This window comes from Dactylosporangium sp. CA-139066, from assembly GCF_050936175.1.
In the GTDB taxonomy this organism is placed as follows: domain Bacteria; phylum Actinomycetota; class Actinomycetes; order Mycobacteriales; family Micromonosporaceae; genus Dactylosporangium.
The window spans coordinates 6,974,995-7,001,374 of record NZ_JBNJNH010000001.1 but is presented as its reverse complement, the minus strand read 5'-3'; the positions used below and the strand labels follow the sequence as shown (position 1 = coordinate 7,001,374).

At 71.0% G+C, this 26,380-nt stretch carries 21 protein-coding genes; 12 read left to right on the top strand and 9 right to left on the bottom strand.

The features are described from left to right. Positions 1 to 18 precede the first annotated feature (18 nt). The 5 genes from ACQEVU_RS32150 to ACQEVU_RS32130 all read right to left on the bottom strand — a co-directional run bounded on the left by ACQEVU_RS32150 (position 19) and on the right by ACQEVU_RS32130 (position 5,954). Positions 19 to 1,299, bottom strand: a complete 1,281-nt coding sequence (locus tag ACQEVU_RS32150) for an extracellular catalytic domain type 1 short-chain-length polyhydroxyalkanoate depolymerase (protein WP_433330162.1) — start codon at positions 1,297 to 1,299, stop codon at positions 19 to 21. Position 1,300: 1 nt separating this feature from the next. Then, on the bottom strand, positions 1,301 to 2,659 hold the full coding sequence (locus ACQEVU_RS32145; RefSeq protein WP_433330160.1) for an endo-1,4-beta-xylanase: 1,359 nt from the start codon (positions 2,657 to 2,659) through the stop codon (positions 1,301 to 1,303). Positions 2,660 to 2,812: 153 nt separating this feature from the next. Further along, complete coding sequence (locus tag ACQEVU_RS32140; RefSeq protein ID WP_433330158.1) at positions 2,813 to 3,652, bottom strand: carbohydrate ABC transporter permease; 840 nt, start codon at positions 3,650 to 3,652, stop codon at positions 2,813 to 2,815. 5 nt (positions 3,653 to 3,657) lie between these two features. Further along, entirely contained in the window at positions 3,658 to 4,614 is a 957-nt protein-coding gene (locus tag ACQEVU_RS32135) for a carbohydrate ABC transporter permease (protein WP_433330156.1), read from the bottom strand. A 20-nt stretch (positions 4,615 to 4,634) separates the two neighbouring features. Next, complete coding sequence (locus ACQEVU_RS32130) at positions 4,635 to 5,954, bottom strand: ABC transporter substrate-binding protein (protein WP_433330154.1); 1,320 nt, start codon at positions 5,952 to 5,954, stop codon at positions 4,635 to 4,637. A 153-nt stretch (positions 5,955 to 6,107) separates the two neighbouring features. Between ACQEVU_RS32130 and ACQEVU_RS32125 the strand changes: the two genes are divergently transcribed. Both ACQEVU_RS32125 and ACQEVU_RS32120 read left to right on the top strand, forming a co-directional pair. After that, entirely contained in the window at positions 6,108 to 7,091 is a 984-nt protein-coding gene (locus ACQEVU_RS32125; RefSeq protein WP_433330152.1) for a LacI family DNA-binding transcriptional regulator, read from the top strand. A gap of 128 nt (positions 7,092 to 7,219) precedes the next feature. Next, positions 7,220 to 9,544 (top strand): beta-glucosidase, encoded by a 2,325-nt coding sequence (locus ACQEVU_RS32120; RefSeq protein ID WP_433330149.1) that lies wholly within the window; start codon positions 7,220 to 7,222, stop codon positions 9,542 to 9,544. A 521-nt stretch (positions 9,545 to 10,065) separates the two neighbouring features. Here the strand turns inward: ACQEVU_RS32120 and ACQEVU_RS32115 are convergent. Continuing rightward, the gene (locus ACQEVU_RS32115; RefSeq protein ID WP_433330147.1) at positions 10,066 to 11,184 is read right to left on the bottom strand and encodes a carboxylate-amine ligase; all 1,119 of its coding nucleotides are present in this window, start codon (positions 11,182 to 11,184) and stop codon (positions 10,066 to 10,068) included. A 578-nt stretch (positions 11,185 to 11,762) separates the two neighbouring features. On the opposite strand from ACQEVU_RS32115, the gene ACQEVU_RS32110 reads away from it, so the two are divergent. Then, a complete protein-coding gene (locus ACQEVU_RS32110; protein ID WP_433330145.1) occupies positions 11,763 to 12,599 on the top strand; it encodes a class II glutamine amidotransferase in 837 nt (278 codons plus the stop codon). A 327-nt stretch (positions 12,600 to 12,926) separates the two neighbouring features. On the opposite strand, the gene ACQEVU_RS32105 is transcribed toward ACQEVU_RS32110, so the two are convergent. Continuing rightward, positions 12,927 to 13,901, bottom strand: a complete 975-nt coding sequence (locus ACQEVU_RS32105; protein WP_433330143.1) for a twin-arginine translocation signal domain-containing protein — start codon at positions 13,899 to 13,901, stop codon at positions 12,927 to 12,929. Positions 13,902 to 14,048: 147 nt separating this feature from the next. On the opposite strand from ACQEVU_RS32105, the gene ACQEVU_RS32100 reads away from it, so the two are divergent. Genes ACQEVU_RS32100 through ACQEVU_RS32075 form a run of 6 tightly spaced genes read left to right on the top strand, consistent with a single transcriptional unit; the run spans position 14,049 to position 20,880 of the window. After that, positions 14,049 to 15,329 (top strand): LacI family DNA-binding transcriptional regulator, encoded by a 1,281-nt coding sequence (locus ACQEVU_RS32100; protein ID WP_433330141.1) that lies wholly within the window; start codon positions 14,049 to 14,051, stop codon positions 15,327 to 15,329. Further along, complete coding sequence (locus tag ACQEVU_RS32095; RefSeq protein WP_433330139.1) at positions 15,330 to 16,934, top strand: FAD-dependent oxidoreductase; 1,605 nt, start codon at positions 15,330 to 15,332, stop codon at positions 16,932 to 16,934. Between the two features lie 25 nt (positions 16,935 to 16,959). Beyond that, positions 16,960 to 18,219 carry an ABC transporter substrate-binding protein gene (locus ACQEVU_RS32090; RefSeq protein WP_433330137.1) on the top strand — a complete coding sequence of 420 codons (1,260 nt, stop codon included), beginning with the start codon at positions 16,960 to 16,962 and terminating at the stop codon, positions 18,217 to 18,219. Continuing rightward, a complete protein-coding gene (locus ACQEVU_RS32085; RefSeq protein ID WP_433330135.1) occupies positions 18,216 to 19,085 on the top strand; it encodes a carbohydrate ABC transporter permease in 870 nt (289 codons plus the stop codon). Before ACQEVU_RS32090 ends, ACQEVU_RS32085 begins: the two co-directional genes overlap by 4 nt. Further along, positions 19,075 to 19,905, top strand: a complete 831-nt coding sequence (locus ACQEVU_RS32080) for a carbohydrate ABC transporter permease (protein WP_433330133.1) — start codon at positions 19,075 to 19,077, stop codon at positions 19,903 to 19,905. The genes ACQEVU_RS32085 and ACQEVU_RS32080 overlap by 11 nt, the downstream gene beginning before the upstream one ends. A gap of 6 nt (positions 19,906 to 19,911) precedes the next feature. Next, on the top strand, positions 19,912 to 20,880 hold the full coding sequence (locus tag ACQEVU_RS32075) for an acetylxylan esterase (protein WP_433330131.1): 969 nt from the start codon (positions 19,912 to 19,914) through the stop codon (positions 20,878 to 20,880). A gap of 130 nt (positions 20,881 to 21,010) precedes the next feature. Here the strand turns inward: ACQEVU_RS32075 and ACQEVU_RS32070 are convergent, their stop codons facing one another. Beyond that, positions 21,011 to 21,445: a hypothetical protein gene (locus tag ACQEVU_RS32070; protein WP_433330129.1), complete on the bottom strand. Its 435-nt coding sequence runs from the start codon at positions 21,443 to 21,445 to the stop codon at positions 21,011 to 21,013. 104 nt (positions 21,446 to 21,549) lie between these two features. On the opposite strand from ACQEVU_RS32070, the gene ACQEVU_RS32065 reads away from it, so the two are divergent. Further along, on the top strand, positions 21,550 to 22,695 hold the full coding sequence (locus tag ACQEVU_RS32065; protein WP_433330127.1) for a serpin family protein: 1,146 nt from the start codon (positions 21,550 to 21,552) through the stop codon (positions 22,693 to 22,695). 5 nt (positions 22,696 to 22,700) lie between these two features. On the opposite strand, the gene ACQEVU_RS32060 is transcribed toward ACQEVU_RS32065, so the two are convergent. After that, the gene (locus ACQEVU_RS32060; protein ID WP_433330125.1) at positions 22,701 to 24,326 is read right to left on the bottom strand and encodes a beta-1,3-glucanase family protein; all 1,626 of its coding nucleotides are present in this window, start codon (positions 24,324 to 24,326) and stop codon (positions 22,701 to 22,703) included. Between the two features lie 149 nt (positions 24,327 to 24,475). Here ACQEVU_RS32060 and ACQEVU_RS32055 point away from each other — a divergent pair, with 149 nt between their 5' ends. Beyond that, positions 24,476 to 25,396 (top strand): hypothetical protein, encoded by a 921-nt coding sequence (locus ACQEVU_RS32055; RefSeq protein ID WP_433330123.1) that lies wholly within the window; start codon positions 24,476 to 24,478, stop codon positions 25,394 to 25,396. A 3-nt stretch (positions 25,397 to 25,399) separates the two neighbouring features. Beyond that, the gene (locus ACQEVU_RS32050) at positions 25,400 to 26,308 is read left to right on the top strand and encodes a hypothetical protein (RefSeq protein WP_433330121.1); all 909 of its coding nucleotides are present in this window, start codon (positions 25,400 to 25,402) and stop codon (positions 26,306 to 26,308) included. Positions 26,309 to 26,380: the final 72 nt, after the last annotated feature.

Sequence of the window (26,380 nt, the reverse complement as noted above, 5' to 3'; positions counted from 1 at the left end):
GCGGTCGGGCGGGGCCGTTCAGCTCGCCGAGCAGGAGGGCGTCAGGCTACCGGCGGTGCCGGTGCCCTGGAAGCCCCACTCGGTGTACTGCCCGGCGTTGACGTGCCCGTTGTACGCCACGTTGCTCCAGTTGTTGCCGGAGCGCGTGACGTTCCAGGAGTTGGTGACGCTCACCCCGGCGGGCAGGGCCAGCGTCACGTTCCAGGCGTTGATCGCGGCCGAGCCGGCGGTGACCCGCACGGTCGCCACGAAGCCGCCCTGCCACTGGTTGACCGACACCGTCGCGGTGCAGGCGCCGCCGCCGGGGTTGCCCGGGTTGGAGGGCGACGCCGACGCCGACGGCGACGTGGACCGCGACGGCGAGGCCGACTGGGTCGGGCCGGTGCCGTTGAGGCCGAAGAACGCGATCGCCATCGCGGCCTGGCCGGCCAGCGGCAGGGAGTGCCCGACGCCGCTGATGCTGATCGCCTCGACGGGCGCCTGGGTGCCGGCGTTGCCGTAGCGGGTGCGGGTCCAGCCGGACTGCGGGGTGTCGGTGTACACCGGCGTCTGGCTGACGCCGAGCACGTTGGTCCACTGCTTGATCTCCTCGCCGAAGTTCGGGTAGGCGAGGGTCGTGTCGGTGGTGCCGTGCCAGAGCTGCATCCGCGGGCGGGCGCCGGTGTAGCCCGGGTAGGCGGCCCGGACCATGTCGCCCCACTGCTGCGGGGTGTAGATGCGCTGGCCGGAGGAGCACTGGCTGTTCCACGACGAGCCGTCGGTGGTCGCGAAGCAGCCGAACGGCACGCCCATGAACGCGGCGCCGGCCTTGAACACGTCCGGGTAGTCGCCGAGCAGGACGTTGGTCATCATGCCGCCGGAGGAGGCACCGGTGACGTACACCCGGCTCGGGTCGCCGTTGTAGTGCTGCTCGGCGTACGTGACCATGGACATGATGCCGACCGGGTCGCTGCCGCCGTTGTGCGTGAGCGCCTGCGGCGACGACACGTCGAAGCAGGAGCCGCTGCGGGTCGCCGACGGGTACACCACGATGAACCCGTAGCGGTCGGCCAGCGACGCGAACTCGGTGCCGGAGTAGAACGCCGGGCCCGAACCGGTGCAGTAGTGCACGGCGACGAGGATCGCCGGGCGGGCCTGCACGGTGTTGGGCACGTAGACGTACATGCGCAGGTTGCTCGGGTTGTTGCCGAACCCGGTGACCTCCGTCAGCGACGCGGCCGCGGCCGGCCGGGCGAGGACGAAGACGCTGGTGAGCGCGGCGGCCAGGGCGGCCGCGACGGCGAGCAGGCGGCGGCGCATGTCAGCTCCCCGAGCAGGTGGGCGTCAGGGTGCCGGCGGTGCCGTTGGCCTGGAAGCCCCATTCGGTGTACTGCCCGGCGTTCACGTGGCCGTTGTACGACACGTTGCTCCAGCTGTTGCCGGAGCGCGTGACGCTCCACGAGTTGGTGACCGTGGCCCCCGACGGCAGCGCCAGCGTCACCGTCCAGGCGTTGATGGCCGCGGAGCCGGCGGTCACCCGCACGGTCGCCACGAACCCGCCCTGCCACTGGTTGACCGACACGGTCGCGGTGCAGCTGCCACCGCCCGGGTTCGGCGGCGGGGAGGAGACCGGCGGCGTGGAGACGGGCGGGGTCGAGCCCGGCGGCGGCGAGGACGCGCTGCCGTTGAGGGCGTCGAGCGCCGCGTTGTACGCCTGCTTCTTGTTGCCGTTGTTGTCGAACAGCAGCGGGGTGTCGCCGCTGCGCCACGAGTCGCTGTCGCGGATGCCCCACACCGTGATGCCGGCGCAGCGGGACACGTTGAGGCACGCCTTCACCACGCTGGCGTAGGCGTTCGCCTGGGCGGTGCCGGAGCCGGCGATGTCGAGCTCGGTGATCTGCACCTCGACGCCGAGGTCGGCGAAGCGTTGCAGGTTGGCCTGGTAGTCCGACGGCAGCGGGGACGCGGAGTTGATGTGCGACTGGAAGCCGACGCAGTCGATCGGCACGCCGCGGGACTTGAAGTCCTGGACCATGTTGTACACCGCGGTGCTCTTCGCGTTGACGCCGTCGGTGTTGTAGTCGTTGTAGCAGAGCTTCGCGCCCGGGTCGGCGGCCCGCGCGGTCTTGAAGGCGACCTCGATCCAGTCGTTGCCGGTGCGCTGCAGGTTCGAGTCGCGCCGGCCGCCGCCACCGCCGTCGGCGAAGGCCTCGTTCACCACGTCCCAGGCGTAGATCTTGCCCTTGTAGTGGGTGGCGACGTTGGTGATGTGGTTGACCATCGCGTTGCGCAGCGCGGTGCCGGACAGGTTCTGCGCCCAGCCCGGCTGCTGCGAGTGCCAGGCCAGGGCGTGCCCGCGCATCCGCTGGCCGTGCGCGTTGGCGTGTGCGACGATCTGGTCCGCGCTCGAGTAGTTGAACTGCCCCTGGGACGGCTCGGTGGCGTCCCACTTCATTTCGTTCTCGGGCGTGATCATGTTGAACTCGCGGTCGAGAATGCCGCTGTAGGTGGCGTCGCTGAGCTTGTAGGCGGCGACGGCGGTACCGAAGTACCGCCCCTTCTCCGCCGCCGACGCCCCGAGTGTGGTGGCGGCGTCGGCGCTGCTCGCGAGGCCCACGATGGTGGCGATCGCGGCCGCACCGGCCAGCGCGATCGCACCGCGGGTCCTTGCTCTGTTCATGGCGGAAGACCTCTTTCGACGTTCGAAATCCGCTGCTCGCGGACCGCCTTCAGCATTCCTAAAAAGGGCCGCAAAAGACACGTCGAATCGGGTTTCGCCAGGTCGTGCGCGTTATCGAAACGTCATTTGCTGAAACTTACAGTGGCCAATATTTCAGCCCTTTACTGAACCGGTTAAGCCACCCACGATCCGTCGTTCGGCGAAAACGAAGAAGCCGATTGCGGGGATCATCGAGGCCGCCGTGTACGCCAGAATGCGGGCCGTGTCCTGGGAGTACTGCGTCTGGAAGGCCGCGACGCCCAGCGGCAGGGTGAAGTTCGACGGGTCGGACAGCACGAGCAGGGGCAGCTGGTAGGCGTTCCAGCTCGTGACGAACGCCAGGATGGCGACCGTGGTGAGCGCCGGACGGCTCAGCGGCAGCAGGATCCGCCAGAAGAAGCCCAGCTTCCCGGCGCCGTCCATGGCCGCCGCGTCCTCCAGTTCGCCGGGGATGGCGTGCATGAACGGGCGCAGGATGACGATGGTGATCGGCAGCGAGAACGCCGCCTGCGGCAGGGCCACGCCGATCGAGTGCTCGAGCAGGTTCAGCTGGCGCAGCAGCAGGTACAGCGGCAGCGCCGCCGCCGAGATCGGGAACAGCAGGCCGACCGTGAAGAGCGTGTACAGGCCCTCGCGGCCCTTGAAGGTGTACCGCGACAGCGCGAACGCCGCCATCGCACCGACCGCCACGGCGAGCGCGGTGGCCACGAGGGCGATGACCGCGCTGTTGCCCATCGCCCGCCAGAAGACCGACGAGGACAGCACCTCGGTGTAGTTGCTCAGCACCCATGGCTTGGGCCAGCCGGCCGGCGACGTGTTGATCTGGGCGTTGGTGCGGAACCCGCCGAGGATGGTGAACAGCAGCGGCACCACCGTGATCCCGACGACGAGGATCGCCGCCAGGTAGGTGAACGGGGTGCCGGCCGTCATGGAGGAAGAACTGCGCTTGGCCATGGATCTCACTCCACGATCCGGGTCAGAGCGCCCGCGGTGTCGCGGCGCAGGGCGAAGCGCTGGTAGATCAGCGCGAAGATGAAGCACACGATGAACAGCACGACGGACACGGCGCTGCCGTAGCCGAACTCGTAGCGGCTGAAGCCGTGGTCGAGCAGGTAGACCGCCATCGTGCTGGAGGCGCTCGCGGGGCCGCCCAGCGTCATGATCCAGACCAGGTCGAACAGCTGCAGCGAGCCGATGATGGACAGGAAGATCCAGATCCGGATCGTCGGGCCGAGCAGCGGCAGGATGATGCTGCGGGTCGTCTGCCACGAGGTCGCGCCGTCGGTCGCGGCGGCCTCACGCAGCTCCGCCGGGATGCTCTGCAGCCCGGCGAGCAGCAGGATGATGCCGAAGCCGAGGTACTTCCAGGTGATCACGACAAAGAGGGTGTAGAGCACCAGGTCGCCGTCGGCCAGCCACTGCTGGATCCACCCGCCGAGGCCGACGGCCTTGAAGATCTGGTCGACCAGCCCGTCCGGCTGCAGCATGAGCAGCCACACGACCGCGGTGATCGCCTCGGACAGCACGTACGGCGCGAACACCACCAGCCGCAGCGCGGCCCGCCCCCGAATCCGGCGATTGAGCAGCAGCGCGATCGCGATCGACAGCGGCAGCTGAATCACCACGGACAGCACGGCGATGATGATGTTGTGCAGCAGTGAGTGGAGGAAGACCTCGTCCTCGAGCACCCGCGAGTAGTTGCCGAACCCGAACCACGTCCGCGGGCTGAAGCCGGTCCACTTGTAGAAGCTGTAATAGACCGCCGCCGCGATGGGCAGCAGCACGAAGCCGACGAACAGCACCAGCGCCGGGGTCAGCAGGAGTGTCAGCTCCAGCCGCTTGCTCCGGCGCCCGCCCGGCCGCCGGGCCGGCCGCGACTCGTCGCGACCGGCCCGGGCCGATGGTGCCGCCGCCACGGCGGTACCACCTGACTGCATCACTTGTTCGCTACCGCCTTGGTGAACGCGTCGACGATGCCCTGCGGGGTGCCCTTACCGGCGAAGAAGTCCGCGATCGCGTCGTTCAGCGCCTGGCCGACGCTGGTGGGCAGCGCCTGGTCGAAGTACACCTGAATGTAAGGCGCCTTGTTCAGCGCCTCCTGCACCGTCTTGAGCGACGGGTCGGTGAGCGCGGAGATCGCCTGCGGGTTGGCCGGCAGGGTCGCCGTGTTGCTCTGCACCAGCTTGGTCTGCACCTCGGTGCTGGCCACGTACTTCAGGAAGTCGGCGCACGCCGGGCCGGCCTTGACGCTGCAGGAGAAGCCGTCGCCGCCGCCGAGCTGCGTGCCGGCGTCGCCCTTGCCGCCGTCGACCGACGGGAACGGGAACCAGCTGAGCTTGGACGCAAACTGCTTGTCCTCGGTCAGCGGGATCATCGTCGGCAGCTCCCAGTCGCCCTGCAGCTCCATCGCGGCCTTGCCGTTGGCGACAAGACCGGCCGAGCTGCCGGCGCCCTGCTGGGCCGGCGTGCCCAGGAACGCGTTCTGGAACGGGTTGGTGGCCAGGAACGCCTTGAGGTCCTCGCCGGCCTTGACCCAGCACGGGTCGTCCATCTTGAGGTTCTTCACGGTGTCCTGCACGGTCTGGGTCGAGCACTCGCGGATGGCGAAGTACGACCACCAGAACGCGTCGGGCCACTTGTCCTTGCTCCCGACCGAGATCGGCGTGATGTTCTTCGCCTTGAGCTTCGTCACGGCGTCGTTGAGCTCGGCCATCGTCTTCGGCGGCGCGCTGATGCCGGCCTGCTCGAACAGGTCCTTGCGGTACCAGAACCCGACGACGTGCAGGTCGTAGGGGATGCCGTACTGCTTGCCGTCGACCTGCCAGCCCTTCGCGGCCGCGCCGAGCTGGCTGATCCAGCTCGACGTCTGCGGGGTCATGTCCATGATCTTGCCGGACTGCACCTGCGTGGCCAGGGCGCCGCCGCCCCACTGCTGGAAGATGCTGGGCGGGTTCGGGGACTGCAGCGCCACCGAGATCTTGGTCTTCAGTGCCTCGTTCTGGGCCGGTTCGACCTTGAACGTGACGTTCGGGTGGTCCTTGTGGTACGCGTCGGCGATCGACTGCCAGACACCCAGGGCCGGGTCCTGGTTGCCGTTGTGCCACCACGTAAGGGTTACGGGTGCGTTGGCGTCGGAAGGGGCATTGTTGCTGCTGTCGTCTCCGCAAGCGGTCAGGGAGGGGAGCGCCACCGATAGCGCGATGGCGATCGCGGCCAGCCTCCGTGGGGTGCTCAGGCGGACGTTCAAAGTGATCATCTCCTGACGGGGGCGTGGGCGAGCTCACGGGCTCGGCCCTCGATGACCGCAGAGTCTCGTCCTTGGTTACGAGGATTGTCAATCGTTGTCGATAACGTTATCGGACGTTATTGTGCCCTCGTGAAGCCCAGCTCCCGAATCACGATCCGTGACGTGGCCGCAACGGCCGGCGTCTCGGTCGCGACGGTGTCCAAGGTCCTCAACGCCCGCTACGGCGTGTCCGCGGCCACCAGCGCGCACGTCCAAGCCGTGATCCGCGAGCTGGGCTACGAGGCCAGCCTGGTCGCGCAGAGCCTGCGCAACCACAAGACCAACGTGATCGGCATCCTGGTCGCCGACCTGGAGCCGTTCTCGACGGAGCTGCTCAAGGGCGCGGCCAAGGCGATCAAGGGCACCGGTTTCGAGCTGGTCGTGTACTCGGCCGGCGGGCGCACGTCCGACCACGCGGGCTGGGAGCAGCGCTACCTGTCGCGGCTGTCCGGCACCCTCGTGGACGGCGCGATCCTGGTGACCCCGACGGTGGTCGAGGTCGACTTCGGCCAGGCCGTCGTCGCCGTCGACCCGCACACGGGCCCGACCGGCCTGCCGACGGTCGACTCGGACAACCTGGCGGGCGCCCGCACCGGCGTGCGGCACCTGCTGGAGCTGGGGCATCGGCGGATCGCGCTGATCGGCGGCCGGCCCGACCTGGAGTCGGCGAAGCTGCGCGAGCAGGGCTACCGGGAGGAGCTTGCGGAGGCCGGGATCCCGGTCGATCCGCTGCTCATCCAGCCTGGTAACTACGACGCGGAGGACTCGGCCGCGGCGGCTCACCGGCTGCTCTCGCTGCCGTCCCGGCCCACGGCGCTCTTTGCCGCGAACGACATTTCGGCGATCGCGGCGATCGAGGTGGCCGGCGAGCTGGGCCTGCGCGTGCCGCAGGATCTCTCGGTGGTCGGTTTCGACAACGTGCCGGAGGCGGCGTTGGCCTCGCCGCCGCTGACCACGGTCGAGCAGCCCATTCACGAGATGGGGCATCGGGCCATCGACCTGCTCATCCAGCTGATCCACGGTGAGCAGACCCCCTCGACGCACATCCGGCTCTCCACTCGACTGGTGGTCCGCCAGTCGACGGCCGTGGTCGGGTCCGGCTCATGACCTCGCCATCATCCGGTCAGATTTTAACCTGATATATCCGAATTATCGGACATCGCGGCCGCGTGGCCGCGGTCCGAGGCTTGATCGATTGCTCATTGCTCGTTTTTGTTTGAACGGAGCGAATCAGCGTGACAGACAGCGGCGCCGCCGTACCCTGGCGGGATTCAAGCCTGCCCACCGGCGAACGGGTGGCGGACCTCATGGCCCGCATGTCGCTGCGCGAGAAAGTTGCGCAGATGTACGGCGCCTGGCTCAACGTCGACGATACCGCCGGCGAAGTCGCCCCGCACCAGAACGACCAGGCCCCCGACCCGATCGACTGGCCCGAGCTCATCCGCCACGGACTGGGCCAGGTCACCCGCGTCTACGGCTCCGCCCCGATCGAGCCGGCCGCCGGCGCGCGCCGGGTCGGCGACCTGCAGCGGCAGATCGTCGCCGCCGGCCGCTTCGGCATCCCGGCGATCGTGCACGAGGAGTGCCTGACCGGCCTCGCCGCGTGGAAGCTGCCGATCTTTCCCGCGCCGCTGTCGTGGGGCGCGAGCTTCGACCCGGCGCTGGTCGAGCGCATGGCCGCCAACATCGGCGACAGCATGCGCCGTCTCGGCATCCACCAGGGCCTCGCTCCGGTGGTCGACGTGGCCCGCGACCTGCGCTGGGGCCGCGTCGAGGAGACCATCGGCGAGGACCCGTACCTGGTCGGCACGATCGGCGCGGCCTACGTCCGCGGCCTGCAGTCCGCGGGCGTCATCGCGACCCTCAAGCATTTCGTGGGGTACTCCGCCTCGCGCGCCGGCCGCAACCTCGCCCCCGTGTCGATCGGCCCCCGCGAGCTCGCCGACGTGCTGCTGCCCCCGTTCGAAATGGCATTGCAGGCCGGCGCGCAATCCGTGATGAACAACTACAGCGACATCGACGGCGTCCCGGTGGCGGCGGACGCCTCGCTGCTCACGGATGTCCTGCGCGGCCGTCTGGGCTTCGACGGTACGGTCGTGTCGGACTACTTCGCCATCGCGTTCCTCGAGTCGCTGCACGGCGTCGCCGCCGACCGCGCCGAGGCGGCCGCGACCGCGTTGCGGGCCGGCATCGACGTCGAGCTGCCCGGCGTGAACTGCTTCGGCGGCCCCCTGCTCAAGGCCCTCGAGGCCGGCGACGTCGACGAGACGCTGATCGACCGCGCCGTCGAGCGGATCCTGCGCCAGAAGTGCGAGCTCGGCCTGCTCGACGCGTCGTGGCGCCCCGACCCCGAGTACCTGCGCGCGCCCGGCCCGCTCGCCGACCTCGACGACGCCGAGGCGCGTTCGCTGGCCCGGGCGCTGGCCGAGCGGGCCGTGGTGCTGCTGCGCAACGAGGAGGGCGCGCTGCCGCTGGCCCCCGGCACGCGCCTGGCCGTCGTCGGCCCCGGCGCCGGCACGCCCGATTCGCTGTTCGGCTGCTACTCCTTCCCGCGCCACGTCGGCGTACACCATCCGGGCCTGGAAATGGGCGTGGCCGCACCGTCCATCGTGGACGCGCTCGGCGCGGAGTTCGAGGTGGTGTACGAGCAGGGCGTCCCCGTCCTCGGCGGCGACGACGAGGGCATCGCCGCCGCCGCGCGGGCCGCCTCCGGTGCCGACGTGTGCGTGGCCGTGCTCGGCGACCTGGCCGGCCTGTTCGGCGCCGGCACCTCGGGGGAGGGCTGCGACGCCGGCGACCTGCGCCTGCCCGGCCGCCAGGAGGAACTGCTCGAGGCGCTGCTGGCGACCGGCACGCCGGTGGTTCTGGTGGTGCTCGCCGGCCGCCCGTACGAGCTGTCCCGCCAGATCGACCGCCTATCCGCCGCCGTCTGCGCCTTCTTCCCGGGCGAGGAGGGCGCCGCCGCCATCGCCGGCGTGCTGTCCGGCCGCGTCAACCCGTCGGGCCGCCTCCCGGTCGGCTTCCCCGCCGCGGGCGCGACGCAGCCGTCGACGTACCTGGCCGCGCCGCTGGGCCGCCGCAGCGAAGTGTCCACAGTGGACCCGACGCAGCTGTTCCCGTTCGGCCACGGCCTGTCCTACGCCGACGCCACCTGGGGCGAGGTCACGCTGCACTCGACGGACGGCTGGGCCACGGACGGCGAGGTCGAATTGACGGTACCGCTGACCAACGACACGACGCGCGACGTCAGCACGGTCATCCAGGTGTACGCCCACGACCCCGTCGCCTCGGTCGCCCGCCCGGTCCGCCAGCTGATCGCCGCCCCGCGCGTCGACCTGGCCCCGGGCGAGACCCGCACCGTGGTCGTGACCCTGCACGCCGACCTGCTGTCGTACACGGCCCGCGACGGCCGCCGCGTGGTGGAGCCGGGTGATGTGGAGCTGTTCGTGGGCCGGTCGAGCGCCGACACGCACACGGCGTTGCGAGTCCCGATGGTCGGCCCGCTCCGCGAGGTCGGCGCGTCCCGCCGCCTGCACCCCACCTACACCCTGCTGCCGTAATTTGCCTGCGCGCCTCGCAGCCGTACTTGCGCGGCGCCATTGCTCGATCCGGGTCAGGACTTCGGCGCCCTGACCCGGGTCGTCCTCTTCTTCCCGCGCCCAGCAATTCGTGCGCGCGACTTTTGCGCTGGCTCCGCGAGTCAGCACGATCGCCGCACGACGTCGGCGCCCCGGCCGGGATCGTTCTTCCCGCGTCCAGCATTCCTGTGCGTTCCCGCGTCCAGCGGTTAGGCGCTCCCCGCGCTCGGGGGTTCTGTGCGCTTTCCCGCGCCGGGCACTCCCGTCCGTGCTACGCGAGCCGGCCCGACCTCCGCACCGTGGTGGCCGGGGCTGGGGTCCCCGCTCTGTCACGCTGCGTGGTCCGATCTCTGCCCATCAGCCGGCGCCGACCCGTTTGTCCAGACTTGCTACCTTTTTGCTCAGGCGAGTGGCCGGAATTATTGATTACTGGATTGCTGATAATCGGTAATTCGGTAATCCAGCAAAACGGTGATCTTGCCGCCGGCGCGTGTCGTGGCTGGTCAGATGGCCCATGCTAGCGCCCGGGCGGTCGCCGGGCGGGGCGCGGTGTGCTCGGCCAGCGCGTTGACGAACGCGTCCGGCCGCGGGTCGCTCTGCAGCAGCGAGCGCTGCCGCTCGGCCCCCGTCCCGTGCCGGCACAGCCACCCGAGCCGGCTGTGCACCGCGACGGCGTCGCCGGACTCGCCCAGCGCCGGCGTGATCTTGCGCAGCAGCACCCGCAGCTGGTCCGCGATCGCGACCGGTGGCCTCCCGGGCGGCTGCGGCCCGCGCACGACCAGGCCGTGCCGCGCCGCCGCGGCCAGCCCGTCCTCGACCTCGGCGGCCGACATCGCGTCGACCGGCCGCGCGTACCGCACGTCCTCGATGAGCGTCGCCACGAGCGCCCGCACGATCCCGGCGAACACCACCGTGTCGGTCACGCTCAGGCAGGTGTCGGCGACCCGGATCTCGATCGTCGGGTACCGCCCCGACAGCCGCGCCAGCAGGTGCACCCCGCCGACGTCGAGCGCCGTGCCGTCGGCGATCAGCGCCTTGATCGCCCGGTCGTAGTCCTCGGCGTCGGCCCACACCTCGGGCGCGCGGAACGTCGGCCACTGCCGTCGCGCTTCGTAGCGGATGCTGCCGTACCCGCTGTCGGCCCCGTCCGCGTACGGCGAGTTCGCGGTGAGCGCGAGCAGCGGCGCGAGCCAGGGCCGCAGCCGGCCGAGCACCCCGACGGCCAGGTCGCGGTCCGCCACCCCGACATGCACGTGACATCCGCAGGTCCCGGCCGCGGCCAGGGTGGCGCTCGGATACCGGTCCGCGAGCTCGCGGTACCGCGGATCATCGGTGACCGCCTCGAGCGGCCCGCGCCGAAAAGGCGGCGCTCCCGCCGCGACCAGCAACGCCCCGGTCCTTTCCGCGGCGTTCGACGCGATCCATCGCAGCTCGGCCAGCTCGTCGTGCAATCGGTCAAGCCGCGTGTGCACACCGCTGACGGTCTCGAGCTGATACGCCGTGTACTCCGGCTTCACCCGCTCGTCGCCCTCGGTAACCCCGAGCACCCCGCCCGACACCGGCGCAACGGCGCCGTCGGGCTCAAGCAGCAGGAACTCCTCTTCCACTCCCACGGTGAGCATGGCCGCCTCCCCTCCACCACAAGAAACTGCGTCGACGGGTGAAGCGTCACCCCACGTCACGTCACCGCACGTCATCCAGCCCGGGTGACCGTCGCCACCCCGGGTAGGCCCGCCGCTGCAAGGGGTTACCGCAGCCCACCCGAATGGGATGATCGCGGCTCCGCGTGGCCACCCCATCGGCTGGCCCGGGCGCGCTCGTCTCCCGGAGCGAACGGGTAAAAGACGGAGGGGCCCGGGCGGCGGGCCCCGGGCGGCGGGCCCCGGGCGGCGGGCCCCGGGCGGCGGGCCCCGGGCGGCGGGCCCCGGGCGGCGGGCCCCGGGCGGCGGGCCCCGGGCGGCGGGGCGCCGGGCGAGCGGGAAGCGCACGCGGGTGGCCGGGCGTGCGGCCGGGGCGGCGGGCACGCGGGTGGCCGGGCGTGCGGCCGGGGGCGGGCGCGTGATCGGGGTGGCGGCGTCCGACCGGTGGACGCGCGGGTGGGCGGTGCGCGACCAGGACCGGCGGGCCGCACGGACGTCATCCCGGACGGGTGAGTGGTGGAGACCAACGAGGTGTCGACCATCGGGTGAGGAGGTGCGTGATGTGCCGATGGCTCGCGTATTCGGGGTCGCCGATCCTGCTCGAGGAGCTGCTGTACAAGCCCGAGCACTCGCTGATCGACCAGAGCATGCACGCGCGGCTCGGGGTGGGGACTACGAACGGTGACGGGTTCGGTGTCGGGTGGTACACGCCCGGTGGGCCGCTGCAGCCGACCCTGTTCCGGGGGACCGGGCCGGCGTGGGGGGACGAGAACCTTCGGGAGCTCGCGCGCTCCGTGCGGTCCGGATTGTTTTTGGCGCATATCCGGGCCAGTACTGGTACGCCGGTGCAGCAGACGAACTGCCACCCGTTCCGCTACGGACGGTGGCTGTGGCTGCACAACGGGCGAATCCGGGGGTACACGAACCTCAAGCGCACGCTCGCGTTCTCGGTCGATCCGGACCTGTTTCCGCAGATCCGCGGGTCCACCGACTCCGAGCTCATGTTCTTCCTGGCGCTCACGTTCGGGCTGGAGAGCGATCCGATCGGGGCCGTGGAGCGAATGGTCGGCTGCGTCGAGGATGCCGGGCGGGAGCACGGGATCGAAAACCCGATGCAGATGACGGTGGCGCTCACGGATGGTGATCGGCTGTGGGCGTTCCGGTACTCGAGCGAACGTAACAGCCGGTCACTGTTCTGTAGCACCGCGGTCGACACGCTGCGGGCGATGTACCCGGACAACCCGGCACTACAGCACGTGTCGGACGAGACGCGGATCGTGGTCTCCGAGCCGCTGGGCGGGCTGGTGGGGGCCTGGCAGCCGGTCGCCGAGTCCAGCTACGAACTGGTGAAGCCGGGCGTCGACGTCGTGGGGCCGTTCGAGCCGGCGGGCGTCTGAGCGCCTGACCCAACCTCGTGGGCGCCATTGCCGCGACACGGGTCAAGCCGGTTGCGGGCGTCACGGGTCGAGCCGGTTGCGGGCGTCACGGGTCGAGCCGGTTGCGGCGTCAGGGGTCGAGCCGGTTGCGGCGTCACGGGTCAAGCAAGTTGCGGGCGACACGGGTCAAGCCGGTTGCGGCGTCACGGGTCAAGCAAGTTGCGGGCGACACGGGTCAAGCCGGTTACAAGCGTCGCGGCGCGAGGGCGAGCTGCCCGCGGAGGGACGTGTTGGGCACACGTTCCGCCGCGGGCAGCCGTACCGAAACAGGGAAGCGGGGCGGCGCGGTCAGACGGCCCGAGCGACCGCGATCGTGGCGGACAACCGGGGGCCGGCCTCGTAGAACATGTACTCCACGCCGCCGTCGGTGCCGAACGACGGGGCCGCGCTGCGCCCGCTGTCCGGCGCGCCGGTCATCGCGTAATGGAAGACGCCCAGGTGGACCTCCCGGTCGAAGTTGTTGCCGACCTCCGTGAGGTACATGTCGCCGCCGTTGCCGTGGTAGACGACGTAGGTCGTACCGTTGCGGGTCAGCAGGTGTGCGCCCGAGATGTCGGTCTGGCCGTCGGCGCCCGGCGTGACCAGCGGGGTCGGGTCGAACTGCCAGCTCTTGGCGTCCGAGGACCAGCCCCAGAAGATCTTGCGGGTGCCGTTGGTGACGCCCATGAAGAGCATGACGTGCGTGTTGCCCAGGCCGGCGATCGGGTGCTCGAAGACTCTCGCGTACGACGTCTCCGTCGTTCCCGGGACCATCGATGTCGACAGCACCACGCCGTAGTAGGTGAAGTGCACGCCGTCCGTCGACCAGGCCATGCGGGTGGTGTTGTTCTCGCCGTGGAAGTACAGGTAAAACTTGCGGTTTGAAGGCACCCACAGCACGTGTTGGGACGACACGTGGCTGACCGAGTAGTGCGGCGACCACACGTTGGAGACGATCGGGTTCGCCGGGTACTCGGTGAAGGGGCCGGCCAGGGAGTTGCCGTACGCGAGGCATATGCCACCCGGGGCATTGTGCGGGGCGTAGTACAGGTAGTAGCGGGCCAGGCCGCCGGTGATTTTGTCGTACACCCCCCGGATGCACGGGAAGATCAACTCGTTGGTGGGGTTGTAGCGCAGTGCCGACTTGGCGAACGGCACGCCCAGGTACTTGTAGGTGGGGAAGCCGGCCGGCGCGGCGGACGCCGGGGACGGTAGCTGCAGGGCGCCGAGGGCGGTCGCGCCCGCCGTCGCGGCCACTCCCCGAAGAAGCTGGCGGCGATTCATGGATGGCAGTGTGTTCCGGCGGACATCCGCGGTCAAGGCGCTAATACGAATTATCAGCGGGAACCGGGGGACTTGACGAATCGGCCCGGCACCGGCCAGGATGGCCAACCATCGCAGGTAATGCGCATTAGCAGGATCGGAGCCGACGTGCCGGGAACACCGCGCCGCCTGACCCAGCGGGACATCGCCCGCATGACGGGCGTCAGCCAGGCCACCGTGTCGCTCGTGCTGAACGGGCGCTCGGACGGTGATGTCCGCATCGCGCCGGAGACGCGGGAGCGGGTGCTGCAGGCGATCCGCGACAGCGGGTACGTCGCCGACCCCATCGCCCGGCGGCTCGCCGCCCGCGACAACCGCATCATCGGCGTCTTCACCTACGAGCCGGTCTTCCCCGCCGGCAACAGCGACTTCTACCACCCGTTCCTGGTCGGCATCGAGGAGCGCGCCGAGGTCCTCGGCAGCGACCTGCTCCTGCTGACCAGCGCCCCGGTCATCGACGGGCGCCGGCGGATCTTCCACGACGGCAACCGGCTGCGGCTGGCCGACGGCTGCATCCTGCTCGGTCGATCGCTCGACCGTGCGGAGCTCGCCCGGCTGGTCGCCGAGGGCTTCCCGTTCGTGTCGGTCGGCCGGCGCGACGACGCCGGCGGACCCGTGCCGTACGTCGCGGCGGACTACGCCGGCGCGACGGCCGCGCTGGTGCGCCGGGCGGCCGAGCTCGGGCACACCCGGATGGCGTACCTCGGGCAGGGCGAAGGCCCCGAGTCGCACGCGGATCGCCGGTCCGGCTTCGACCGCGGCGTGGCCGCGGCGGGCGCGACCGGCCTGCACATCCCGTCCGGCGACCTGGATGCGGTGCTGGCCAGCGGCGCGACGGTCGTGTTCGCCGAGGAACACAGCGAGGGCGTCGCCCTGGCCGCCCGGCTGAGCGCATCAACGATCCCCACATATGACCCGTCAGGCGAAAAATCCGACATGTCGCGGCGCGGAGCGCCCGACATGTCGGCCACGCCGCAGGACGTCTCGCGGCGCGGAACGCCCGGCAATTCGGCCACGCCGCAGGACATCTCGCGGCGCGGAACGCCCGGCAATTCGGCCACGCCGCAGGACATCTCGCGGCGCGAAACGCCCGACATGCCGGCCACGCCGCACGACGTCTCGCGGCGCGGAGTGCCCGGCAATCCGGCCGCGCCGCAGGACATCCCGCGGCGCGAAACGCACGACATCTCCATCGTCACGCTCGGGCAGCCGACGAGGCACGTGAGCGACCCGACCGGCACCGAGTTCACCGGGTTCGCCATCCCGAGACGCGAAATGGGGGCGCAGGCCGTCGAGGTCCTCACCGCCCTCATCGACGGCACCAAAACCCAGCGCCAACGCCTGCTCCCCTGCGCGTTGGTCGAAGGCACAACCCTCAAAGAGAGATAAATGTACGAATTGAAAACCGACGTGCTCGTCGTCGGCGGGGGTCTGGGCGGCGTCGCCGCCGCGCTGGCGGCCCTGCGCAACGGCCGGAGCGTCGTGCTCACCGAGGAGTTCGACTGGCTGGGCGGACAGCTCACCAGCCAGGCCGTGCCCCCGGACGAGCACAGCTGGGTCGAGCGGTTCGGCGTGACCGCGTCCTACCGGGCGCTGCGCGACGGCATCCGCGACTACTACCGCCGCCACTACCCGCTCACCGCGGCCGCCCGCGCGTGGCGCGACCTGAACCCGGGGGCGGGCCACGTGAGCCGCCTCTGCCACGAGCCGCGGGTCGCGGTGGCGGTGATCGAGGAGATGCTTGCCCCGTACCGGTCGAGCGGGCGCCTGCGGGTCCTGCAGCCGTACGTCCCGTCGGCCGCCGGCACCGACGGCGACCGGGTCACCGGCGTGACGCTGCGCCACCGCGACGGCGGCGACGAGGTCCACGTGAGCGCCCCGTACGTGCTCGACGCGACGGAGACGGGCGACCTGCTGCCGCTGTCCGGCACCGAGTACGTCACCGGGTTCGAGTCGCAGGCCGACACCGGCGAGCCGAGCGCCCCGGCCGTCGCGCAGCCCGCGAACATGCAGGCGGTCTCGGTGTGCTTCGCGGTCGACCACGTCGACGGCGACCACACCATCGACCGGCCGGCGCGCTACGACTTCTGGCGCGACTACGCCCCGCCGTTCTGGGGCGGTCCGCTGCTGTCGTTCCGCGCCCCCAGCCCGCGCACGCTCCTGCCCACGGAGCGGGTGTTCGACCCCAACCCCGGCGACGACCCGCTGCTCGTCGACGCCGACCAGCGGCGCAACCCGGGCGATCACAACCTGTGGACGTTCCGGCGCATCGCCGCGCGCGGGCTGTTCGTCGACGGCGCGTACGACAGCGACATCTGCCTGGTCAACTGGCCGATGCTCGACTACTTCGAGCACCCGGTCATCGACGTGCCCGACGCGCAGGCCAACCTCGCGGCGGCGCGCGAGCAGGCCCGCTCGGTGCTGTACTGGCTGCAGACCGAGGCACCCCGGCCGGACGGCGGCACCGGGTTCCCCGGGCTGCGGCTGCGCGGCGACGTCACCGGCTCGCCCGACGGGCTCGCCCAGGCGCCGTACATCCGCGAGTCCCGGCGGATCCTCGCCGAGTACACGGTCGTCGAGCAGGACCTGGCGCTCGCCGTGCGCGGCGACAAGGGCGCCGTGAACTACCACGACAGCGTCGGCGTCGGGATGTACCGCATCGATCTGCACCCCTCGACGGGCGGCGACCACTACATCGACGTCGGGTGCTGCCCGTTCCAGATCCCGCTCGGCGCGCTCATCCCGCGGCGGATGGAGAACCTCCTGCCCGCCGGCAAGAACATCGGCACCACGCACATCACCAACGGCGCGTACCGCCTGCACCCGGTCGAGTGGAACGCCGGCGAGGCCGCCGGCGCGCTCGCCGCCTTCTGCCTGGACCGCGGCTGCACCCCCCGCGCGGTCCGCAATACCCCCGGCCTGCTCGCCGAGTTCCAGTCCCGCCTCGACCGCGACGGCCTCGAGCGGCACTGGCCCGACGTGACCGGCTACTGACACCCCCCGCATGAGGAGTCCCACCATGAAGTTCCGCATGGCGATAGCCGCCCTGTCAGTGTTCGCCCTCGCCGCGTGCGGCGACGGCGGGGCCAAGCCCGCCGCCGAGGACACCGGCCCGGTCGACCTGCGCATGACCGTGTGGTCGGCCAACGAGGCCCACCTCAAGCTGTTCAACGACATCGCGGCCGAGTACAAGACCGCGCACCCGAACGTCTCGGTCAAGTTCGACCCGCTGCCGTTCGACTCGTACAGCACCACGCTCACCACCCAGATCGCCGGCGGCAACGGCCCCGACCTGGCCTGGATCCTCGAGGACTCCGCGCCCGACTTCGTCGGCTCCGGCGCCCTCGTGCCCATCGACGGCAACCTCACCCAGGGCGACGACCTCGCGCCCGCCGCCACCAAGCTGTGGCAGAACGGCGGCAAGCTCTACGCCTACCCGTTCTCCACCTCGCCGTTCGGCATGTTCGTCAACACCGACCTGCTGAAGAAGGCCGGCCAGGACAACCCGGCCGACCTCGTCACCGCCGGCACCTGGACCTGGGACAAGGCCTTCGCCGAGGGTGCGGCGGTCAACGCGCAGACCGGCACGGCCGGCATCGTGGTGCGCGACTTCGACTACAAGACCTGGGGCAACCTCTCCGCGGTGTGGACCGGCTGGGGCGCCCAGGCCTGGAGCGCCGACGGCAAGACCTGCGGCTTCAACGCCCCGGAGATGGTCGACGCGATGACCGCGCTGCACAAGGCCATCTTCACCGACAAGGCGATGCCCGGCCCGGGCGTGGCCGCCGACTTCTTCGCCGGCCAGTCGGCGATGACGATCACCCAGATCTCGCGGGCCTCGCTGCTCAAGGACGCCAAGTTCGGCTGGGACCTGGTCCCGCTGCCGACCGGACCCAAGGGCAAGTACGCCGTCGTCGGCCAGGCCGGCCTCGGCGTGCTGAAGAAGGGCAAGCACGCGCAGACGGCCGCCGACTTCCTCGGCTTCTTCACCAACCCGGCCAACAGCGCCAAGCTCGCGCAGTACTTCCCGCCGGCCCGCAAGAGCCAGCTCAACGCCGAGACCATGGCCAAGACCAACCCGCTGCTCAAGCCCGCGCAGCTGCAGTCGGTCGTCATCGACGGCATCTCCGCGGGCGTGGTGAAGCCCAGCCACACCGGCTCGGCCGAGATCGCGCAGAACGTCCGCGCCTCCCTCGACCCGCTGTGGAAGCCCGACGCCAACGTGAAGAGCGTGCTGGACAACGTCTGCACCGGGCTGAAGCCACTGCTCAGCAAATGAAAAGGGAGAACCTGGCCGGCTACCTGTTCATCGCCCCTCAGCTGGCCGGCACGGTCGTCTTCGTGCTGGTACCGCTGGTGATGGTCGGGTGGTACAGCCTGCACGAGTGGAACGTCCTCGCCGACGAGTTCAACTTCGTCGGCGGGGACAACTACCGGCAGCTCGCGAACGACCCGAACCTGCCGAAGGTGCTCGCCGCCACCGGCCTGTTCTCGGCCGGGCTGCTGGTGCTCAACCTGAGCCTGGCGCTGCTGCTGGCCGTGCTGCTCAACCAGAAGTTGCGCGGCACGGTGGTCTTCCGCACGCTGTTCTTCTCGCCGGTCGTCGTGTCGATGGTGGCGTGGACGATCGTGTGGGGCTTCCTGCTGCAGGACAACGGCGGCGTCAACGGGCTGCTGCACGCCGCCGGCGGGCACGGGCCCAACTGGCTGCGGGGCGAGACGACGGCGATGATCTCGGTGATCGTCGTGCAGGTGGTGAAGAACGTGGGCCTGAACATGGTGCTGTTCCTCGCCGCGCTGCAGGGCGTGCCGGCCGGGCTCTACGAGGCGGCCAAGCTGGACGGGGCGAGCGCCTGGCGCTCGTTCCGCAGCATCACGCTGCCGATGATCAGCCCGACCGTCCTGCTCACCTCGATCATCACGGTGGTCGGGTCGCTGCAGGTCTTCGCCCAGATCGCCGTGCTGACGCAGGGCGGCCCGGGCACGTCGACCACGGTGCTCGTCTACTACCTGTACCAGCAGGCGTTCCAGTTCCATCACTTCGGCTACGGCGCCACCCTGTCACTGGTGCTGTTCGCGATCGTCCTGATCCTCACGACCGTGCAGTGGCAGATGCGCAAGCGGTGGGTGTTCCATGAGTCGTAAGGCCAAGACCGCTCTGTACGGGCTGCTGTGCGTCCTGGCGATCCCGTTCGTGTTCCCCACGTGGTGGATGGCCACCTCGTCGGTCAAGCCGGTCAGCGAGGTGTTCAAGTTCCCGCCGTCGCTGATCCCGACGCACGTGGACTTCTCGGCCTACCGTCACGTGTTCGAGGCGCAGCCGTTCGCCCAGCAGTACCTCAACAGCATGTACATCGCCATCGTGTGCACCATCGGCACGCTGGCGGTGTCCTCGCTGGCCGGCTACGCGTTCGCCCGCATCCGCTTCCGCGGGCAGAACGTGCTGTTCCTGGTGGTCCTCACCGGCCTGCTGGTGCCGAGCGAGGTGACGATCGTGCCGCTGTTCCAGATGTTCCAGCAGTGGCACATGATCGACACCCACTGGCCGCTGATCCTGGTGCCGATCTTCGGCGCGCCGAGCGTCCTGGCCACGTTCATCATGCGGCAGTTCTTCATCACGCTGCCGCCCGAGCTTGAGGAGGCCGGGCGGCTCGACGGGCTCGGCCGCTTCGGGCTGTTCCGGCGGGTGGCGCTGCCGCTGGCCCGCCCGGCCCTCGGCGCGGTGTCGATCTTCACGTTCCTGCACAGCTGGAACCTGTATCTTGAGCCGATCGTGTTCCTGTCCACCCCCTCGAAGTTCACGCTGCCGCAGGCGCTCACCCAGTTCGTCGACGCCTACGGCGGGCCCGCCTGGAACGTGCAGCTGTCGGCGGCGACGCTGACCGCGATCCCCGTCCTCGTCGTGTTCGTCGTGGCCCAGCGCCAGTTCATCGAGGGCCTTGCCCACACGGGCCTGAAAGGCTGAGCCGCCGTGCCGCTGTCCGACCTCACCTTCGAAGAGCTCGCCGCCTATCGCAGCACGGCGGTGGAGCCCGCCGGCTTCGACGCCTTCTGGGCCGGCGTCCTGGCGGGCCCGCCCGCCGCGGCGCCGGTCTTCGAGGAGGTGCCGACGAGCCTCAGGACGCTGCGGGTGTACGACGTGAGCCTGCCCGGCCACGAAGGCCAGACGGTGAAGGCGTGGTTCGTCGTGCCGGCCGGCGCCGAAGGCCCGCTGCCGTGCGTGGTGGAGTTCCCGGGGTACAACGGCGGCCGCGGCCTGCCGGAGGACTGCCTGCTCTACGCCTCGGCCGGCTACGCCCACCTGTTCGTGGACGTCCGCGGCCAGGGCAGCGGCTGGCGGCGCGGCGACACCGAGGACCTCGCGCCGGAGGGCGGCGGCCCGCAGCACCCCGGCTTCATGACGCGCGGCATCCTGGACCCGGCCAAGCACTTCTACCGCCGGGTCGTCACCGACGCGGTGCGGGCGGTGGCGGCGGCCCGCACCCACCCGCTGGTCGACCCGGCGCGGGTCGCGGTCACCGGCATCAGCCAGGGCGGCGGCCTGACCCTCGCGGTGGCGGGCCTGGTCCCCGACCTGGCCGCGGTCGCGCCGGACGTCCCGTTCCTGTGCGACATGCGCCGCGGCGCCGAGCGCGCCGCGACCGGCCCGTACCAGGAGGTCGCCGGCTACCTGAAGGTCCACCGCGACCGCGTCGAGCAGGTCTTCCACACCCTGTCCCACTTCGACGGCGTCCACTTCGCCCGCCGCGCAACGGCCCCGGCCCTGTTCAGCGCCGCGATGATGGACACGACGTGCCCGCCGTCGACGGTCTACGGCGCCTACCACAACTACGCCGGCCCGAAGCAGATCGAGGTGTACCACTTCAACGGCCACGAGGGCGGCGAGACCGTCCAGCACGCCGCCCGCCTGCGCTTCCTCGCCTCGGTCCTGCACCCGTAGCTCACCGGCCGGAACCCGACATGTCGGGCGCTGCGCGCCACGACATGTCGGACTTATGCCCCGTCGGGGTATATGCAGAGATCCCGCGGCCGGGTAGGTGACCCGGCCGCGGGTGGGGGGTGTCGCGGACCTACGCGACGTTCGTGATCAGGCGCTGGTCGTTGACGATGAAGTAGCCGACGGACGAGTCGTAGAACTCGCCGTGGGCCGTGGCGTCGGCGGTGCCGGGCCGGTACGGCGCCAGCGGGTTGCCGGCGACGGGAATCTGGACCTTCTGGGTGCCGCCCTGGCAGACGACGTCGAGGGTGCCCGTGTCGAAGGCGACCTCGAACGTGCCGAGCTTCTGCGTGACGGTGGTGCTGAGGTGGGCCTGCATGCCGGCGGGGCAGGCGAGGCTGAGGGTGACGGTGTCGGTGACGCCGCCGTCGGAGAGCTTCGCCTGCTTCGCGATCCGGATCGTCGGGTCGCCGCCGGCCTGGGCGCTGGCCGTGGCCGGGACGGCGAACGCAAGGGCCGTGCCGAGCGCGAGGATGCCGGCGCCGACGTATGCCTTCTTGAGGTGCATGGTGGGATCCTTCCCCGTTGTACATCTGCGGACGGGTATTGAGACGCCGGACCGTGCCGGCTGGTTGGACGGATCGTTGTCAGCTACCTGACTAGGCTTCGGTCATGACGGACTCCGCAGGACGCGCCTTCGAGAAGGCCGACGCGCTCACCGCCCGCTGGGCCGCCACGCTCGGCGACGGCGGCACCGTGCTGTCCGGCGCCGGGGCGTACGTGCTGCTGGGCCTGCTCGGGCCGTTCGCCGGCGGCGCGGCGCGCGACGAGCTGCTCGCCGTCGCGCCCGAGCCCCTGGACTTCCCGGACTCGCCCGCCGCCCGGCTGGCGGCCGCCGTCTGGTCGCGGGCCGAGGTGCCGCTGCGCGAGGCGTTCGAGGCCGCCGTACCGCCGCAGCGCCGCGGGAGGCTCACCGGCGACCCGGCCGTCGACCGGCCGGTCCTGGACTCGTGGGCGGCCGAGTGGACCGGCGGGCTGATCCCGGCGTTCCCGCTCGCGGTCGGCCCCGACACGCTCGTCATGCTGGCGAGCGCCCTGTCGGTGCGCACCGAGTGGGCGCATCCGTTCACCGACGGGCTCTCCGCGCCGGCGGACGGGCCGTGGGCGGGGCGGCACCTGGCCGGGCTGCGCCGCACCGACAGGGGCCCCGGCGCGCTGGAGCGCCTGCGGGTCGCCGGCACCGCGGCCGGGCCGCTCACACTGTTCACTGTGGACGGTGCCGAGGACGTCGACGTGGTGCTGGCCCTCGGCGGGCCGGGCGAGCCGGCCTCGGCGGTGCTGCCGGCGGCGATCGGGGCGCTGCGCGGCGCGCCGGCGCTGCCGCTCGAGGACGGGCCGGGGGTGCGGGTCGAGGAGTTCCAGGCGGCGCAGGACGCGCCCGAGTGCCGGGTGAGCACCGTGCGGTTCCGGGTCGAGGGCTCGCACGACCTGCTCGCGCATGCGGACGTCTTCGGCCTCGCGGCGGCGAGCGATCCGGACGTCGGTCACTTCCCGGGCGTGAGCCCGGTGGACCTCGCCGTGTCCGGGGCGCGCCAGGACGCCGTCGCCGAGTTCACCGCGCAGGGCTTCCGGGCGGCCGCGGTGACCGCGGTGGCGATGGCGCTGGCCGCCGCGGCACCGCCGATGCGGACGTTCCGCCAGCGCCGGGTGTACGCCGACTTCGACCGCCCGTTCGGGTTCCTGGCCGTGCACCGGCCGACCGGACTGGTTCTCGTCGCCGGCTGGGTGAGCGAGCCGGCGCCGTACCAGGAACCCTGAGAACGTCAGGCCAGCCGGAAGGACTGCGCCCCGGTCCCGTTACAGGTCCACTGCTGCAGCTGGACGCTGTCCGCCGTGGACGCGCTCGGCACGTCCAGGCACTTGCCGCTGTTGCGGCTCACGAAGTGGTAGTAGCCGCCGCCCTCGGAGACCGCCAGCCACTGCTGGTTGGCGCCGCCGCCGTACGCCCACAGCTGCACCAGCGCACCGTCCGCAGTGGACACACCGTTGACGTCCAGCACCTGGGCCGCGTTGTTGCGGTTGTTGATGCGCACGTAGCCGCTGTCGGTGCCCTGCTGCTGGAACTGCTGCGCGAACGTGGCGTTGCAGGTGTACTGCTGGATCGCCGTGCCGTTCGCCGTGCCCGACGAGCGCGCGTCGACGCACTTGCCGCTGTTCTTGTTGATGATGCTCGTCCACGTGGCCGGCGTGCCGCCGCCACCCGCGCCGAACGGGCTCAGGATGATCGAGGCCGAGCGCGGGTCGGAGTCGGTGACGAGGGACTCGAAGTGGCCGACGTCGTCGAACGGGAACGCGTACGCTCGGCCGTCCGCCATGTTGGCGTGGATGATCTTCGCGTACTGGTTGGTCGGGTTGTTCTTGTAGAAGCCGGCCGAGTTCAGGTCGGGCTGGGTGTCGACCGTGCCGAGCGTGCCGCGGTTGAGCGCGGCGCACAGCGTGCGCGAGATCGGCCCGACCACCTGGTCGTTCGGGGCCGGCAGGTTGCCGGCGCAGCCCCAGACGTCGGCCGAGCTCGGCTTGTTGAACGAGGCCACGACCGCGCCCGAGGCGTTGGTGAAGGTCATGGTGTTGCCGCTGGTCCGGCCGAAGTACTTCGTGTTCGGCTGGTCGGCGAACGGCACGACCGTCAGCGTCTTGGACGTGTAGGCGTTCCAGGCGCTGGTGATGTACGAGTCGAGGTACGTGGCGCTGAGCAGCCCCGCGCCCGCGGCCTTGCCGGGCGACAGGACCCGCAGCACGGTGCCGTCCGAGCGGGTGTACACCGTCCCGGCCCAGCCGGACTGGGCCTTGATCTGGTTGATGACGGTGTTGCGGCCGTCGTTGACCAGGTCGCCGGTGCGCTGGGTGGCGCCGCTGGCGCCGGTCACGGTGACCGCGTGCGGGACCGCGAACATGTCGACCTGGCTGCTGTTGATCCACAGGCCGGCGTCGTTGTACGTGAACTCGCTCCAGTCGAACAGGATGTTCTGGTTGGGGTCGCCGGCCGCCCAGGGGGCCGGCTGCACGAGGCCGTCGGGCGTGATGAAGAACTTCAGTTTGTCGCCGAACGAGAAGTACACCCGGCCGGAAAATCCGCGCGGGAACCGGATGGTGGTCGAGCCCCCGTTGCCGGGGCCGCCGATCGAGACGTCCGGGGCCGGCGCGGGCGGGATGGCGCCGCCGCTCCACGCGGTGAACGTGCCGGCGGAGTTGACGTACCCGAGCCGGCCGGACGACAGGTTGACGCCGAGGACGTACAGGTACACCGCGTCGCCGCGGCCGGTGTTGTTCGTGACGGTGACGGGCAGGATAGCGGGTCCGATCGCGTGGGCCGCCGGGGCGACCGCCGTGGCGGCGGCGGTCGCGGCGGCCGCGCTGATCAGCGCGAGCATGATGCGTCTGAGCTGCATCGCGGAGTGTCCTCCATTCCGAGGGCAAGAGAGAGCGCTCTCTGCGGCCAGGTACTGAGGGCGGGCATGGGTCGCTGAGAGCGCTCTCACGTTACCGATCGACGCACGTGCATGTCAATGGACGGTTAACAATCCTTATCGTTGGCGCCGTGTGGTTCGATCGGGGCGTGGAGCAGACGACGAGCTACACCGACCCGTGGAACCCGCAGCCCGCGCCGGTCGACGGCCTCGCCGGCGCGACGGTCATGCAGTGGCCGGTGATCGCCGCCGTCTGGCTGCTCGCCGCCTGGGCGCCCTACGGCATGCCCGGGTGGCGGGCGCGGTTCGCCCTCGACGACGACGCCGACTTCGACTTCGCCGACGCGGCCGAGGTGGACGACGTCGCCGCCCTGCTGCGCGACGCCGTCCCGGTCACCGACGAGCGCGGCGAGCGGCTGCGCGACTATCTCGCCGAGAAGCTCACCGGGCAGTACACCGAGCTGCGCCGCGTCCCGGGCGACGACCTCACGCTGGTGTTCCGCGACCAGGCCGAGGGCGCGCTGCGGCTCACCATCGCCACCGCGGGCGCGGTCGAGCCGCCACCGGCCATCGGCGCCGACGGCCCCGACGGCGGCCTGCGCACCCGGCTCGCGTGCGTCATGACGCTGCTGAGCGACATGCTGTGGGTCGACGACAGCAACCCGGTGACGTTCGCCGCGTCGATCCGCTCCAACACCGACGAGCGCAAGCCCGACCCCGAGCTGCAGTGGCGCCCGATCAGCGAGCAGGAGGCCTGGGAGGCACTGGAGAACACGGCCCGGGCGAGCCTGGACGAGCTCGCCGACGCCTACGACGCCTCGCCCGACGAGGACACCTGGCCGCCGCTTCCGGCCGGCCACATCGCCGCCCACCTGTGCCGCGACCTGCTCGGCACCCTCGTCGAACAGGTCCGCGTGACCCGGGTCGTCACCGCCGGCTACTGGCCGGACGTCTGGGCAGATGACGACGAGGAGACGATCTGCTCCATCGTGTTCGAGGGGTACCACCTGACCGCCGTCCTCGACATCGACTTCAGCCGATCCGAGGAGTGAGCCGTGCAACGCCTCACCAGCTACACCGAGTCCTGGAACCGCCGGCCGCTGCCCGGCCCGCTCGGCGCCGGCCCGCCGCCCACCGTCCCGCAGGCGGCCGTCATCTCGGCGCTGTGGCTGCTCGCCGCATGGTCGCCCGCCACCGCCCCCGGCTGGCGCGCGTCGTTCGCGCTCGACGACCCGTCGCAGTGGGGCACCGCCGAGCCCGTCCCGGACCCGGATCTGCTGCTGGCCGGACGGCTCCCGGCCGGCGATGCCAGGAGCCGGAGCCTGCAGCGGTACCTCGCCAGCGAGCTCGACAGCAAGTACGTCCAGCTGCGCCGTGCCCCTGCCCCCGGCGACGACCTCACGCTGCTGCTGCGCGACTGGAAGGACCGCACGCTGCGCCTGACCCTGTCGGCCGCGCCGAGCGTCGAGCCGCCCCCGCCGGACAGCCGCCTGCCCTGCCTGATGACGCTGCTGAGCGACCAGCTGTGGGTGAACAACAACAACCCGGTGACGTTCCGCGCCTTCCTCGCCGACCGCGACGGCCCGGTCGACCCGATCGACTGGTGGACGCGCACCCGCGAGGACGCGCCGCTCGAGGACGACGACGAGCCGGAGTTCGCCCCCATCGCCCCCGACGACCTGCGCTCCGCGCTGCTCAACGTGGCCCGCGGCGGCCTGACCGAGCTCGGCGCCGACTGGGACGGCACCGGCGACTACCCGGCGATCCCCGACGACCACATCGCCGCGTACCTGTGCCACGACCTCCTGGACACCCTCCTCGACCGCGTCCAGCCGGAGTCCCTGCACGGCACCGGCTTCCTGCCCGTCGACTTCGCCGACGAGGACATGGAGGCCGAGATCGGCACCGTCGTGCTCGCCGGCCCGCGCGAGGTGGCCGTCCTGGACATCGACGTCACCTGCTGAAGATTTTTCCAACCGCCGGCCGCCCTGCGGCGTCTCAATGGTCGTTGGGGCGGCCACGGGGGCGGTCGTGCC

What these genes read in the sequence shown, in the direction of transcription:
- ACQEVU_RS32070 (WP_433330129.1), bottom strand. Translation starts at nt 21,445, where the DNA reads ATGCACCTCAAGAAGGCATACGTCGGCGCCGGCATCCTCGCGCTCGGC.
- ACQEVU_RS32065 (WP_433330127.1), top strand. Translation starts at nt 21,550, where the DNA reads ATGACGGACTCCGCAGGACGCGCCTTCGAGAAGGCCGACGCGCTCACC.
- ACQEVU_RS32105 (WP_433330143.1), bottom strand. Translation starts at nt 13,901, where the DNA reads ATGAATCGCCGCCAGCTTCTTCGGGGAGTGGCCGCGACGGCGGGCGCG.
- ACQEVU_RS32085 (WP_433330135.1), top strand. Translation starts at nt 18,216, where the DNA reads ATGAAAAGGGAGAACCTGGCCGGCTACCTGTTCATCGCCCCTCAGCTG.
- ACQEVU_RS32095 (WP_433330139.1), top strand. Translation starts at nt 15,330, where the DNA reads ATGTACGAATTGAAAACCGACGTGCTCGTCGTCGGCGGGGGTCTGGGC.
- ACQEVU_RS32145 (WP_433330160.1), bottom strand. Translation starts at nt 2,659, where the DNA reads ATGAACAGAGCAAGGACCCGCGGTGCGATCGCGCTGGCCGGTGCGGCC.
- ACQEVU_RS32060 (WP_433330125.1), bottom strand. Translation starts at nt 24,326, where the DNA reads ATGCAGCTCAGACGCATCATGCTCGCGCTGATCAGCGCGGCCGCCGCG.
- ACQEVU_RS32115 (WP_433330147.1), bottom strand. Translation starts at nt 11,184, where the DNA reads ATGCTCACCGTGGGAGTGGAAGAGGAGTTCCTGCTGCTTGAGCCCGAC.
- ACQEVU_RS32110 (WP_433330145.1), top strand. Translation starts at nt 11,763, where the DNA reads ATGTGCCGATGGCTCGCGTATTCGGGGTCGCCGATCCTGCTCGAGGAG.
- ACQEVU_RS32130 (WP_433330154.1), bottom strand. Translation starts at nt 5,954, where the DNA reads ATGATCACTTTGAACGTCCGCCTGAGCACCCCACGGAGGCTGGCCGCG.
- ACQEVU_RS32140 (WP_433330158.1), bottom strand. Translation starts at nt 3,652, where the DNA reads ATGGCCAAGCGCAGTTCTTCCTCCATGACGGCCGGCACCCCGTTCACC.
- ACQEVU_RS32090 (WP_433330137.1), top strand. Translation starts at nt 16,960, where the DNA reads ATGAAGTTCCGCATGGCGATAGCCGCCCTGTCAGTGTTCGCCCTCGCC.
- ACQEVU_RS32080 (WP_433330133.1), top strand. Translation starts at nt 19,075, where the DNA reads ATGAGTCGTAAGGCCAAGACCGCTCTGTACGGGCTGCTGTGCGTCCTG.
- ACQEVU_RS32150 (WP_433330162.1), bottom strand. Translation starts at nt 1,299, where the DNA reads ATGCGCCGCCGCCTGCTCGCCGTCGCGGCCGCCCTGGCCGCCGCGCTC.